This window comes from Streptomyces sp. NPDC058877 (genome assembly GCF_042742855.1).
In the GTDB taxonomy this organism is placed as follows: Bacteria; Actinomycetota; Actinomycetes; order Streptomycetales; family Streptomycetaceae; genus Streptomyces.
In genome coordinates, this window is record NZ_JBHYMF010000068.1 from 1 (window position 1) to 12,801 (window position 12,801).

General features: G+C 70.3%; 12 protein-coding genes. All 12 read right to left on the reverse strand.

What is annotated here, in order from left to right:
- Positions 1-195: 195 nt before the first annotated feature.
- Positions 196-1,404, reverse strand: coding sequence for a DivIVA domain-containing protein (locus tag ACFW2Y_RS17790; RefSeq protein ID WP_384879617.1), 1,209 nt, complete (start codon positions 1,402-1,404; stop codon positions 196-198).
- A 55-nt stretch (positions 1,405-1,459) separates the two neighbouring features.
- Positions 1,460-1,750, reverse strand: a complete 291-nt coding sequence (locus ACFW2Y_RS17795; RefSeq protein WP_384879619.1) for a YggT family protein — start codon at positions 1,748-1,750, stop codon at positions 1,460-1,462.
- Between the two features lie 80 nt (positions 1,751-1,830).
- Positions 1,831-2,451: a cell division protein SepF gene (locus ACFW2Y_RS17800; RefSeq protein ID WP_384879622.1), complete on the reverse strand. Its 621-nt coding sequence runs from the start codon at positions 2,449-2,451 to the stop codon at positions 1,831-1,833.
- A gap of 122 nt (positions 2,452-2,573) precedes the next feature.
- Positions 2,574-3,293, reverse strand: coding sequence for a YggS family pyridoxal phosphate-dependent enzyme (locus ACFW2Y_RS17805; RefSeq protein ID WP_384879625.1), 720 nt, complete (start codon positions 3,291-3,293; stop codon positions 2,574-2,576).
- 8 nt (positions 3,294-3,301) lie between these two features.
- Entirely contained in the window at positions 3,302-4,030 is a 729-nt protein-coding gene (gene pgeF / locus ACFW2Y_RS17810) for a peptidoglycan editing factor PgeF (RefSeq protein WP_384879627.1), read from the reverse strand.
- A complete protein-coding gene (gene ftsZ / locus ACFW2Y_RS17815) occupies positions 4,027-5,241 on the reverse strand; it encodes a cell division protein FtsZ (RefSeq protein WP_384879630.1) in 1,215 nt (404 codons plus the stop codon). Before ftsZ ends, pgeF begins: the two co-directional genes overlap by 4 nt.
- 278 nt (positions 5,242-5,519) lie before the next feature.
- Positions 5,520-6,323: a cell division protein FtsQ/DivIB gene (locus tag ACFW2Y_RS17820; RefSeq protein ID WP_384879633.1), complete on the reverse strand. Its 804-nt coding sequence runs from the start codon at positions 6,321-6,323 to the stop codon at positions 5,520-5,522.
- Positions 6,324-6,350: 27 nt separating this feature from the next.
- On the reverse strand, positions 6,351-7,445 hold the full coding sequence (gene murG, locus ACFW2Y_RS17825; protein WP_384879635.1) for an undecaprenyldiphospho-muramoylpentapeptide beta-N-acetylglucosaminyltransferase: 1,095 nt from the start codon (positions 7,443-7,445) through the stop codon (positions 6,351-6,353).
- A 6-nt stretch (positions 7,446-7,451) separates the two neighbouring features.
- On the reverse strand, positions 7,452-8,792 hold the full coding sequence (ftsW, locus tag ACFW2Y_RS17830) for a putative lipid II flippase FtsW (protein WP_384879638.1): 1,341 nt from the start codon (positions 8,790-8,792) through the stop codon (positions 7,452-7,454).
- A 53-nt stretch (positions 8,793-8,845) separates the two neighbouring features.
- Positions 8,846-10,327 (reverse strand): UDP-N-acetylmuramoyl-L-alanine--D-glutamate ligase, encoded by a 1,482-nt coding sequence (gene murD, locus ACFW2Y_RS17835; protein ID WP_384879640.1) that lies wholly within the window; start codon positions 10,325-10,327, stop codon positions 8,846-8,848.
- Positions 10,309-11,379 (reverse strand): phospho-N-acetylmuramoyl-pentapeptide-transferase, encoded by a 1,071-nt coding sequence (gene mraY, locus ACFW2Y_RS17840; RefSeq protein ID WP_384879643.1) that lies wholly within the window; start codon positions 11,377-11,379, stop codon positions 10,309-10,311. Before mraY ends, murD begins: the two co-directional genes overlap by 19 nt.
- Positions 11,376-12,800, reverse strand: a complete 1,425-nt coding sequence (gene murF / locus ACFW2Y_RS17845) for a UDP-N-acetylmuramoyl-tripeptide--D-alanyl-D-alanine ligase (RefSeq protein ID WP_384879646.1) — start codon at positions 12,798-12,800, stop codon at positions 11,376-11,378. The genes mraY and murF overlap by 4 nt, the downstream gene beginning before the upstream one ends.
- Position 12,801 lies beyond the last annotated feature (1 nt).

A 12,801-nucleotide genomic window follows, 5' to 3' on the forward strand; every position in this document is an offset into this window, starting at 1 on the left:
CGTTCGCCCTCCCGGCTCCCGGCGCTTCCCCGGGCGGCTGCTCCGCAGGACCGGGGCGGACGGGGCCGCCGGCGGGGCACTTCCCCGGGCGGAGGGCACCGCGGGCCGGGCAGGCCGAAGGGCCGGCCCCCGGGAGAGGGGGCCGGCCCTTCGTGACTGCCGTCGGCTACGCGCTCAGCACGCGTGCGGGCCGCGTCAGTTGTCGTCCTCGTCGATCAGGAAGCCCCGCATCGGCGCCGGCGCCTGCTGCATCGGCTGGGGCGCCTGCGGGCGGACCGGAGCCATCGGCTGGGTCATCGCCGGGGACATCTGCTGCTGGCCGCCGTAGGAGGGTGCACCACCCATCGACGGCGCGCCGCCCATGCCGCTGTTGCCGCCGTAGGACGGGGCGCTCGCACTCGCCGAGGCCATCGACGGGGCCGGCGGCAGCGAAGCCGTGGCCGGGGTGCGCGGCGGGGCCAGCGAGTCGTCCGCCTGGGTCTCCAGCTGACGCAGCTGCGACTCCAGGTAGGACTTCAGACGCGTGCGGTACTCGCGCTCGAAGCCGCGCAGGTCCTCGACCTTGCGCTCCAGCGTCGCGCGGGCGGACTCCAGGGAGCCCATGGCGACGCGGTGCTTCTCCTGGGCGTCCCGCTCAAGGGCGTCCGCCTTGGCGCGGGCGTCCCGCTCCAAGCCCTCGGCGCGGGAGCGCGCCTCGCCGACGATCTTGTTGGCCTCGGAGCGCGCCTCGGCGATCGCCTGGTCGGCGGTCTGCTGGGCGAGCGAGAGGACACGCGCGGCACTGTCGCCGCCGGGACCCTGGGCCGGCTGCTGCATCTGCTGCTGCGGGTGCCCCATCGGACCACCCTGCATGGGGCCGCCCTGCATCGGACCGCCCTGCATCGGGCCGCCCTGCATGGGGCCGCCCTGCATCGGACCGCCCTGCATCGGACCGCCCTGCATGGGACCACCCTGCATCGGACCACCCTGCATCGGACCGCCCTGCATCGGGCCGCCCTGCATCGGGCCGGCGGGAAGCTGCGGGGCGCCGGAGGGCAGCTGCGGCGGGCCCATCTGCGGCGGCTGCTGCTGGACCGGCGGTCCGGATATGGCCGCGGGCACGGGTGCGCCGGGACCCCCGGGCCCCCCGGGTCCACCAGGACCCGCCTGGCCTCCTGGGCCTCCCGGTCCGCCGGGACGGTCCTGTGGCTCCGGGGGCTTGCGCATGCCCTGCTGCTGATTCTGCGCGGCGGCACGCGTCGCAGCGGCCAGCTTGGCGCGCAGGTCCTCGTTCTCGCGGAGCAGGCGGGTCAGCTCGGCCTCGACCTCATCGAGGAAGGCATCGACCTCGTCCTCGTCATAACCTTCTCGGAGGCGGACCGTCGTGAACTGCTTGTTCCGCACGTCCTCGGGGGTCAGCGGCATCTCTTCTTCACCTCTACGTAGTCGTCGGCAGTCGGCAAGACCGTATCGTCCACATTCACCTCGTGAAGCTGCTCACGATGGAGATCAAGATGTAGACAATGATCATCAGAACGAAGAAGGACAGGTCGAGTGCCACGCCCCCGAGACGCAACGGCGGGATGAGTCGCCGTAGAAGCTTGAGCGGTGGATCGGTGACAGTGTAAGTGGCCTCAAGGACGACCACCATCGCCTTACCGGGTTGCCATGAACGGGCGAACTGGAAGACGTAGTCCATGACAAGCCGGACGATCAGGAGGACGAGGAAGCACATCAGCACGATGTAGACCACTTGTAGTGCGACGCCCATCCCGCGTTTCCCTCTCCCCTGGCTTCTGTGCTCTCGCTTGTCCGGTCGCCCCGCGACCGGTCCGTCCGGTTCTTGTGTTCTCAGCTCTGGTTGAAGAATCCGCCCTCTGCGATCCGGGCCTTGTCCTCCGCCGTGACATCGACGTTAGCAGGCGACAACAGGAACACCTTCTGCGTCACTCGCTCAATGCTGCCATGGAGCCCGAAGACGAGTCCGGCGGCAAAGTCGACAAGTCGCTTCGCGTCCGTGTCGTCCATCTCCGTGAGGTTCATGATCACCGGAGTGCCCTCGCGGAAGTGTTCCCCGATGGTACGGGCCTCGTTGTAGGTCCGGGGATGCAGCGTGGTGATGCGGTAGGGCTCCCGCTCGGACACGACCTTGGGCATGATCACCGGTGCGCTCTTCTCCAGGCTCGGGCGTTCGGGTGTGATGGACGCCACGGGGGCAATTCGGGCCGGACGACCGCTTTCGGCGAGTACGGGGACGGAATGGGCGACCGGCTCGCGAGGGGCCGGCGGTTGCGCCACCCGCACCGGCTCCTCCCGCTCCACCTGGCGCGGGGGGGTGTGGCGCCGGTCGCGCTCGGGCTCCGGCTCCAGCTCGGGTTCGAAGTCGTCGTCGGGGTCGAAGCCCCGGCCGTCGTACCCATCGTCCTCCACGAGGCCGAGGTAGACCGCCATCTTGCGCATCGCGCCGGCCATTCTCTGAGTCCTCCGCTCTGTGGTGGATCGGCCTTGTCACCAAGTGCCGGCGATCCACGAGGCACTCCGCCGTTCTGCGGAATGACCATATTTTCTGCTGTGGTCCGACTTGCTTCGCGACGTTACCCGAGCTTCGGGCGGACGCCGAGCACCGCCGTACCGACGCGTACGTGTGTCGCCCCGGCCGCGACGGCCTCTTCGAGGTCCGCGCTCATCCCTGCTGACACCATGTTCGCAGCCGGACGGGTCACGCGCAGGGCAGTCGACAAATCCATCAGGCGGTCGAAGGCGGCTCGTTGCCGGCCGGCGTACTGCCCCGCGAGCGGGGCGACGGTCATCAGTCCGGCGAGTCTGAGACCGGGGGCCGCGTCCACGGCGTGCGCCAACTCCTCGACCCCGTCCGGCGCGATGCCTCCGCGGTCACCCCGCTCGCCGGACTCCGCGTCGAGCGCGACCTGGATCAGACAGCCGAGCTCGCGGCCCGCCCTCTCCGCAGCCCCGGAGAGGGCGGAAACGAGCTTCAACCGGTCGACGGACTGCACCACATCGGCATAACCCACCACGGATCTGACCTTATTGGTCTGCAGCTGACCGACGAAGTGCCAGGTCAGGTCGAGGTCGGCACAGGCCGCCGCCTTGGGGGCGGCGTCCTGGTCCCGGTTCTCCGCGACGTGGCGCACCCCGAGCTCGTGCAGGAGTCTGACGTCGCTCGCGGGGTAGGTCTTGGTGACCACGATCAGGGTCACCTCCTCACGGCCGCGACCTGCAGCGGCGCACGCTGCAGCGATGCGCTCCTCCACCCGGGCGAGGTTCGCGGCGAGTTCCGACTTGCGGTCCGTCATGTCTCTTCTCAGTCCAACCAGACATATCCCGCGAGTCGCCCCGTGGTGCGATCGCGACGGTACGAGTAGTGGTCGCGCGATTCCAAGGTGCAGACACCGGCGTCCTCGACGTCCCGGACACCGAGCCGCTCCAACTGTGCGCGCACTCCGGCACCGACGTCGACGGCGGGAGTGCCCCAAGAGGTCTCGGCGTGGGCCGTCGGTTCCACGGCGGCGACCTCGGCGCGCATCGCCTCCGGCACCTCGTAGCACCGGCCGCACACGGCCGGGCCGGTGCGGGCGACGATCCGGGCGGGTTCGGCGCCGAGCCGCACCATCGCATCGACTGCGGCGGGGACGACTCCGGCGACCATTCCGGGTCGCCCGGCGTGGGCCGCGGCAGCAACCCCGGCGACGGGATCGGCCAGCAGGACGGGGACGCAGTCGGCGGTGAGGACGGCGAGGCCGAGACCGCTCCGGGCGGTGACGACCGCGTCGACCGACGGGACCGCCGCGTCTTCCCACGGACCGTCGACCACGGCGACACCGGCGCCGTGCACCTGGTTCATCCAGACCACCCGCGCCGGATCGAGTCCGAGGGCTCCGGCCGCGGCCGCCCGGTTGGCGAGCACGGCCGCGGGCGCGTCCCCGACCGCTCCGCCGAGGTTGAGCTCCTCGTACGGAACGGCGCTCACCCCGCCCCACCGGTCGGTGAAGGCGAAGTGGGCGCCGTTCGCGTCGAAGCGCTGCCCTATCACTTCAGGAAATCCGGAACGTCCAGTTCCTCAGCCTGGCTGTCCGCGTACGGACGGGCCGGCGGAACCGCCGGCGGGGTCGGGGGCAGCGGGGCCTCGTTGACCACCGGGGCGGGCTCGATCGGCGCCGGGGCCGGCTCCTCGCGCGGGGCGACGGTGCCGAGGCCGCCCAGCGGGCGGGGGGTCTCGGTGACGCGGGGCGCCGGGGCCGGCTCCTCGCGCTTGGCGGAGACCGAGCCGATGATGTTGTCCCGGCGGGCAGGGGGCTGACCGCCGTCGAAACCGGCCGCGATGACCGTGACCCGCACCTCGTCACCGAGCGCGTCATCAATGACCGCGCCGAAGATGATGTTGGCCTCGGGATGGGCGGCCTCGCTGACCAGCTGCGCGGCCTCGTTGATCTCGAAGAGCCCGAGGTCGCTGCCGCCGGAGATGGAGAGCAGGACGCCACGGGCCCCGTCGATGGACGCCTCCAGGAGCGGCGAGGAGATCGCCATCTCGGCGGCGGCCACCGCACGGTCGTCGCCGCGGGCGGAGCCGATGCCCATGAGCGCGGAACCGGCCTCGGACATGACCGACTTGACGTCGGCGAAGTCGAGGTTGATGAGGCCCGGGGTGGTGATCAGGTCGGTGATGCCCTGGACACCGCTGAGGAGCACCTGGTCGGCCGACTTGAAGGCATCGAGCACGGAGACCTGGCGGTCCGAGATCGAGAGCAGTCGGTCGTTGGGGATGACGATGAGGGTGTCGACCTCTTCGCGGAGCTCGGCGATGCCGTCCTCCGCCTGGTTGGCGCGACGGCGCCCCTCGAAGGTGAACGGCCGGGTGACCACACCGATCGTCAGGGCACCGAGCGAGCGCGCGATGTTGGCGACGACGGGTGCTCCGCCGGTGCCGGTGCCGCCGCCTTCACCGGCGGTGACGAAGACCATGTCGGCCCCCTTGAGGACCTCCTCGATCTCCTCGCGGTGGTCCTCTGCCGCCTTGCGGCCGACTGCCGGGTTGGCCCCGGCCCCGAGGCCACGGGTCAGTTCACGGCCGACGTCAAGCTTGACGTCGGCATCGCTCATCAACAGCGCCTGCGCGTCGGTGTTGATGGCGATGAACTCGACGCCCTTGAGACCGACCTCGATCATTCGGTTGATGGCATTGACACCACCGCCGCCGACACCGATGACCTTGATGACTGCGAGGTAGTTCTGCGGTGCTGCCACGTCGAAGGCCTCTCGCCTCGAGTTACGTGTCGTCGCCGCGCGGTTGGCCGCGCAGCTCCGACGGATGCCGATTGGGACGGTCCGAAACGCCGACCCGAACCCTAACGTTGAAGTTTAGGGTTACTAGTGTCGCTGTTCGCTGGACTCTTCCGAACAGGACACTAAGTCGACAAGCGGCGCACGTTCAACGAACACGCCGAACCTCCCGTTTTTCTTTTCACCCTATGTGATCACCCGTAGCGCTGGCCAACCAGGGTGCTGGTCAGCGACGATGCCCGTCAACCCTCGGACGAGGCAGGGGCAGTGGGGGCACTTACATCGAAGTGTCCCGCTTTGGGGGTTGCCTTCATGAGGGCGACCAGCACCCGGGCCTTGGCCGGACCGTGCTCGCCACTGCCCCAGAAGACCGTTCGCCCTCCGGCCAGTTCCAGCGTGACGGAGTCGTACGAGGTGACGCGCACGACGCGGGTGTCCCGGACGACCTCGGTCGGGACCTCCCCCCGGACACGGACCGCCTCCCGGAGCAGCCGGTCCACGCCGAAGCGGCGCAGGCTCGGCGAGGAGGCGCCGTCGAGGGCGAGACGGGGAACCCCACGGGGCGCGGTGTCGACCGTGGCGAACTGCATGCCGCCCGCGTCCACTTCGATGAACTTTCCGCCCTTTTCCACCAGGAGAACGGGCTTCCGTTCCGTCACCTTCAAGCCGATTCCGTGTGGCCATGAGCGAATCACCTCGATCGTATCGATCCGCGGCATTTTCTTCCGGAGCCTGGCCTCGATCCCATCGGTGTCGACGGAGACGAGCGGAGCGCCCATCGGAACGGCGGCGACGGCTTCGACTTCGGCCGGGGTGAGGACCCGCGCGCCGGAAGTCTTCACATGTTCCACACGAAACCAGGTCGACCCGTAGAGCGTCCAGATCCCACCGACCACGAGCACGACGAGGCCGAACAGCAGGAGGAGCAGGCGGGGCGCGGGCACCCGGAATCGTGAATTCCGGGCGCCTGCGCCGGACGACCGGCCCGACGTTCCCTTGGATTTGCTGGTGCCGCGCTTCTCCGCGGTCGTCGGTCCGGCTGCCACCCGGCGCCTCCTGCCCTCAGTGCCCCGCTACGCCTGCCGGCGGGCGGCGATCGCCTCGTACACCATGCCGACGAGCAGGTCGTCGGCATCCCGGCGGCCGAACTCGGCGGCGGCGCGGGACATCTCGTACAACCGGTGCGGATCGGCCAGTACGGGCAGGACGTTGCCCTGCACCCACTGCGGCGTCAGCTCCGCGTCGTCGACGAGGAGTCCACCACCGGCCTTCACCACCGGCTGGGCGTTCAGCCGCTGTTCGCCGTTGCCGATGGGCAGCGGAACGTACGCGGCGGGCAGTCCGACGGCGGAGAGCTCCGCAACGGTCATCGCGCCCGCACGGCAGAGCATCATGTCGGCCGCGGCGTACGCGAGATCCATCCGGTCCACGTACGGTACCGGTACGTACGGCGGCATACCGGGCATGTTGTCGACGCGGGGTAGTTCGTTCTTCGGGCCGACCGCGTGCAGGATCTGGATGCCGGAACGCTGGAGCACCGGGGCGACCTGCTGGACCACCTCGTTGAGCCGCCGGGCACCCTGCGATCCGCCGGAGACCAACAGCGTCGGCAGGTTCGGGTCGAGGCCGAAGGCGGCGCGCGCCTCGGGGCGGACCCGCGCCCGGTCGAGGGTCGCGATGGTGTGCCGCAACGGGATGCCGATGTAGCGGGCGTTCCGGAGCTTGCTGTCCGGGGTGGCGACGCCGACCCCCGCCGCGTACCGCGAACCGATCTTGTTCGCCAGGCCGGGGCGGGCATTGGCCTCGTGGACCACGATCGGCACCCCGAGGCGCTTGGCCGCCAGATAGCCGGGCAGGGCCACGTAACCGCCGAAGCCGACCACGCAATCCGCCTTGGTGCGCTCCAGGACCTGCTCGGCCGCCTTGATCGTGCCGCGCAGCCGTCCGGGGACGGTGATCAGCTCGGGCGTGGGCTTGCGCGGCAGCGGCACGGCGGGGATGAGCGCCAGCTCGTAACCCCGCTCGGGCACGAGCCGGGTCTCCAGGCCCTTCTCCGTGCCGAGCGCTGTGATCCCCACGCTGGGGTCCTGCCTGCGCAGGGCGTCCGCGAGGGCGAGCGCGGGCTCGATGTGGCCGGCGGTCCCCCCACCGGCGAGTACGACATGCACCGAAATTCACCGCTCTCCGGACGGACGCTTCTTGACGCGCCGTCGCATCGACTTCCATCTCTTCCCGGTCCGCTTGCCCCAGCCGGGGCCGCGCATCGCCAGGGCCGCTTTCGCGGCGGGCTCCTGTCGCGCGAAGGCGATGAGGAGCCCGACGGCGAACATGGTCGGCAGCAGGGCCGACCCTCCGTAGGAGAACAGCGGCAGGGGAACACCGGCGATCGGCAGCAGACCGAGCACCGCACCGATGTTGATCACGGCCTGCGCCGTGATCCAGGTGGTCACCCCTCCCGCGGCGAACCTCACGAAGGGGTCCTCCGTGCCTCCGGCCACGCGGATACCCGCATAGCCTAGAGCCGCGAACAGGGCGAGTACCGACAGCGTCCCCGCGAGACCCAGTTCCTCACCGGTGACCGCGAAGATGAAGTCGGTGTGCGCTTCGGGCAGTTGGCCCCATTTCTCCACGCTCGCACCGAGTCCGGAACCGAACCATCCGCCCGAGGCCAGAGCATAGATTCCGTGCGCGGCCTGCAGGCAGGGAGCCCCCTCGCCCCCCGGATCGGTGGCGCCGATGCACTCGAAGCGCCTCATCCGGTTCGCACTCGTCTTGATCAGCAGCGCACCGATCGCACCGGCCACCGCGAGCACGCCGACGAAGAGCCGGGTGGGCGCCCCGGCCGTCCACAACAGGCCGAAGAGGATGGCCGCAAGGATGATCGAGGTGCCCATGTCACCGCCGAGCATGATGAGTCCGAGCAGCATGAAGGCTCCCGGGACCAGGGGCACCAGCATGTGCTTCCACTGGGTCAGGAGCCGCATGTCCTGCTTGCGGGCGAGCAGGTCGGCACCCCACAGGATCAGCGCCAGTTTGCCGAACTCGCTGGGCTGGAGCTGGAAGGGGCCGCCGAGCGAGATCCAGTTCTGGTTGCCGTTGACCGAGTGCCCTATCCCGGGGATCTGCACCAGCACCATGAGGAAGACCGCGCCCACCAGGATCGGGTAGGCGAGCGCCCGGTGCAGCTTCACCGGCATGCGCGAGGCGGCCAGCAGCAGCCCGGTGCCGAGCAGGGCCGCGAAGAACTGCTTCCGGAAGAAGTAGGAGGGCACCAGCTCGTAGCGGAGGGCCGTGATCATCGAGGCGGAATAGACCATCACCAGGCCCAGCGTGGTGATGAGCAGCCCTGCACCGATGATCACGTAGTACGCCGTGAGCGGCCGGTCCCAGGCCTTGCGGGCCCGCTCGTACAGCTGCCGCACACCGCTGCCCAGGGGACGCCTCGGAGGCGCGGGAACGCGCCCTCCGCCGCGTACGGCGGAAGGCCGACGTGTCCCGGCGATCTTGCTCGGCATGGTCGCTGTCCCCTCCAGTCGTGCCCGGTCCGGCCGGACCCCCGCTGGTCGGGTCAGGCGTCCCCGGTGGCGGCGAGGGCGCGGACGGCGTCCGCGAAGGCCTCGCCCCTCTTGTTGTAGTTGGTGAACATGTCCATCGAGGCGCAGGCGGGGGCGAGCAGGACCGTGTCCCCGGGGCGGGCGAGCCGGGCCGCCTCGCGGACCGCATCGGACATCGCCCCAGTGTCGGTCCGGTCGAGGTCCACCACCGGGACCTCCGGGGCGTGTCGCGCCAGGGCTTCGCGGATCAGCGCACGGTCCGCCCCGATCAGGACGGCCCCGCGCAAGCGCTTCGCCGACTTCTGGACGAGCTCGTCGAAGGTCGCCCCCTTGGCGAGGCCACCGGCGATCCAGACGATCGGGTCATAGGCGGCCAACGAGGCTTCGGCGGCGTGGGTGTTGGTGGCCTTGGAGTCGTCGACGTACGTGACGCCCTCGACCTCTTCGACCAGTTCGATGCGGTGCGGGTCGGGCCGGAAGGCCTTGAGCCCGTCCCGCACCGCCTTGGCCTCGACGCCGAAGGCACGTGCGAGGGCGGCAGCGGCGAGGGCATTGGCGATGTTGTGCGGGGCCGGGGGCTGGACGTCGGTGACCTCGGCCAGCTCCTGGGCGTTCTTCTGCCGGTTCTCCACGAAGGCCCGGTCGACGAGGATGCCCTCGACGACGCCGAGCTGGGAGGGGCCGGGGGTGCCGAGGGTGAAGCCGATGGCCCGGCACCCCTCCTCGACGTCGGCCTCGCGCACCAGGTCCTCGGTCACCGCGTCGGCGACGTTGTAGACGCAGGCGATCCGGTTGCCCTCGTAGACACGGCCCTTGTCGGCGGCGTACGCCTCCATGGAGCCGTGCCAGTCGAGGTGGTCGGGCGCCAGGTTGAGCACGGCGGCCGAGTGGGCGCGGACGGACGGCGCCCAGTGCAGCTGGTAGCTGGAGAGCTCCACGGCGAGCACGTCGTACGCGTCCCCGCCGAGGACGGCGTCGAGCAGCGAGACTCCGATGTTCCCGACGGCGGCGGTCCGCAGACCGGCCGCCTCCAGGATCGACGCGAGCATCCGCACGGTCGTGGTCTTGCCGTTGGTGCCGGTGACCGCGAGCCAGGGGGCGGCCCCGGGGCCGCGGAGGCGCCAGGCGAGCTCGACGTCCCCCCAGATCTCCACGCCCGCCTCGGCGGCGGCTGCGAAGAGGGGCTTGTCGGGCCGCCAGCCGGGCGTGGTGACGATCAGCTCGGTACCGGTCGGCAGGGTCGCACCGTCGCCGAGGCGGACGGTGATGCCCGCCCGTCGCCCGCCCTCGCCGGAGGCGCTGCGCGCGGCGGCCCACTCCTCCAGCTCGGCGGCCTGCGCCCGGGAGCGCTCGTCGTCACCGTCGTTGACGACGGTCACGAGTGCGCCGAGGTCGTACAGGACCCGGGCGGCCGGAATGCCGGACACCCCGAGCCCCGCGACGGTGACCTTCTTGCCGTTCCAGTCGAGCTGTTCTGTCACTTCTCCGATGCCCATCCCGCGTAGAAGAGGCCCAGGCCCACGATCACGCACATGCCCTGGATGATCCAGAACCGGACGACGACCAGGACCTCGGACCACCCCTTGAGTTCGAAGTGGTGCTGGAGGGGGGCCATCCGGAAGACGCGCTTGCCGGTCATCTTGAACGAGCCGACCTGGATGATCACGGACATCGTGATCAGGACGAACAGGCCGCCGAGCAGGGCCAGCAGGAGCTCCGTGCGGGAGCAGATGGCGAGGCCGGCGAGGGCACCGCCGAGGGCGAGCGAACCGGTGTCGCCCATGAAGATCTTGGCGGGCGAGGTGTTCCACCAGAGGAAGCCGAAGCAGGCGCCCATCAGCGCGGAGGCGACGACCGCGAGGTCGAGCGGGTCGCGGACCTCGAAGCAGGCGTTGGGGTTGGTCAGGGTCAACGCGTTGGCACAGGACTCCTGGAACTGCCAGAGGCCGATGAAGGTGTAGGCGCCGAAGACCATCACCGAGGCCCCGGTGGCCAGACCGTCCAGGCCGTCCGTCAGGTTCACGCCGTTGGACATGGCCAGGATCATGAAGAGTGCCCAGACCACGAAGAGCACCGGGCCGATGGCCCAGCCGAAGTCCGTGATGAAGGAGAGCTTCGTGGAGGCCGGGGTGAGGTCGCGCGCGTCTGCGAACTGCAGGGAGAGCACGGCGAAGGCGATGCCGACGATCAGCTGACCGGCCATCTTCGCCTTGGCCCGCAGACCGAGCGACCGCTGCTTGACGATCTTGATGTAGTCGTCGAGGAAGCCGACCAGCCCCATGCCCGCCATGAGGAACAGCACCAGGACGCCCGAGTACGTCGGGTCCTCGCCGGTGATGACCTTGGCCAGGGCGTACGCGATGAGCGTGGCCAGGATGAAGGAGATGCCGCCCATGGTGGGCGTGCCCTTCTTCCCGGCGTGGCCGCGCGGACCGTCGTCCCGGATGAACTGCCCGTACCCCTTGCGAGCAAGGAGCTTGATCAGCAGCGGCGTGCCGATCAGGGTCAGGAAGAGCCCGATGGCCCCCGCGAAGAGGATCTGCCTCATCGGCCGGTGACCTCGCCCTCGGTGTCGAGGAGCGCCAACGCGACCTGTTCGAGACCGACCGACCTGGAAGCCTTCACAAGGACGATGTCCCCCGGGCGCAGCTCACTGCGCAACAGGTCGACAGCCGCCTGCGCGTCGGACACGTGCACCGACTCCTCACCCCACGAACCCTCGTTATATGCGCCCAGTTGCAGCCAGGACGCTTCCCTGCCCCCGACCGCGACGAGCTTGCTGACGTTGAGTCGGACGGCAAGCCGTCCGACCGCGTCGTGCTCGACGAGCGATGCGTCACCGAGCTCGGCCATCTTGCCGAGCACCGCCCACGTACGAGCCCCCCGGGCCTGTGCGGCCCGCCCCATGGCCGCGAGCGCGCGCAGGGCGGCCCGCATGGACTCGGGATTCGCGTTGTAGGCGTCGTTGACGATCGTCACGCCGTCCGAACGCTCGGTGACCTCCATGCGCCAGCGCGACAGGGTACCTGCCTCGGAGAGCGCGGTGGCGATCTCTTCGACGGGCATGCCCAGCTCGTGCGCGACGGCGGCCGCTGCGAGCGCGTTCGACACGTGGTGCTCACCGTACAGGCGCAAGGTCACGTCACTGCACCCGGTGGGTGTGTGAAGCCTGAAAGAAGGCTGTCCGTTCTCTGTGAGGTGGACGTTCTCGGCACGTACGGCCGCTTCGTCCGCTTCGCCGAACAGGGTCACGCGGGCCTTGGTGCGGCTCGCCATCGCGCGGACGAGCGGGTCGTCGGCGTTGAGGACCGCAACGCCCCCCTCCTCGGCGGACGGCAGGGCCTCGACGAGCTCGCCCTTCGCCTCGGCGATCTGCTCCCGACCGCCGAACTCGCCGATGTGGGCGCTGCCCACGTTGAGGACGAGGCCGATGCGCGGCGGGGTGAGGCCGGTGAGGTAGCGGATGTGCCCGATGCCCCGGGCGCCCATCTCCAGGACCAGGTGCCGGGTCTCGTCGCTCGCGCGGAGCGCCGTGAGCGGCAGGCCGATCTCGTTGTTGAGCGAGCCGGGGGTCCACACCGTGGGTGCGTGACGTTCGAGGACCTGGGCGATCAGGTCCTTGGTGGAGGTCTTGCCGGCCGAACCGGTGAGGGCGACGACATCGGTGCCGAGCCGTTCGACGACCGCGCGGGCGAGGGCACCCAGCGCGGCCTGAACGTCGTCCACGACGACGGCGGGAACGCCGACGGGGCGGGTGGCCAGCACGGCCGCCGCACCCGCCGCGACGGCGCGCTCCGCGTAGTCGTGGCCGTCGACGTGCTCACCGGCGAAGGCCGCGAAGAGGCTGCCGGCCCGCACTTCGCGGGAGTCGATGACGACGGGCCCGGTGATCCGGGTGGCCGGATCCGGTATGTCGTGTGCCTGCCCGCCGACGATTTCGGCGATCTCGGCGAGGGAGAGGGCGATCACT

Excerpts from the sequence above, each read along its gene's own strand:
- ACFW2Y_RS17790 (WP_384879617.1), bottom strand. The coding sequence starts at position 1,404 with ATGCCGCTGACCCCCGAGGACGTGCGGAACAAGCAGTTCACGACGGTC.
- ACFW2Y_RS17795 (WP_384879619.1), bottom strand. The coding sequence starts at position 1,750 with ATGGGCGTCGCACTACAAGTGGTCTACATCGTGCTGATGTGCTTCCTC.
- ACFW2Y_RS17800 (WP_384879622.1), bottom strand. The coding sequence starts at position 2,451 with ATGGCCGGCGCGATGCGCAAGATGGCGGTCTACCTCGGCCTCGTGGAG.
- ACFW2Y_RS17805 (WP_384879625.1), bottom strand. The coding sequence starts at position 3,293 with ATGACGGACCGCAAGTCGGAACTCGCCGCGAACCTCGCCCGGGTGGAG.
- ftsW (WP_384879638.1), bottom strand. The coding sequence starts at position 8,792 with ATGCCGAGCAAGATCGCCGGGACACGTCGGCCTTCCGCCGTACGCGGC.
- murD (WP_384879640.1), bottom strand. The coding sequence starts at position 10,327 with ATGGGCATCGGAGAAGTGACAGAACAGCTCGACTGGAACGGCAAGAAG.
- mraY (WP_384879643.1), bottom strand. The coding sequence starts at position 11,379 with ATGAGGCAGATCCTCTTCGCGGGGGCCATCGGGCTCTTCCTGACCCTG.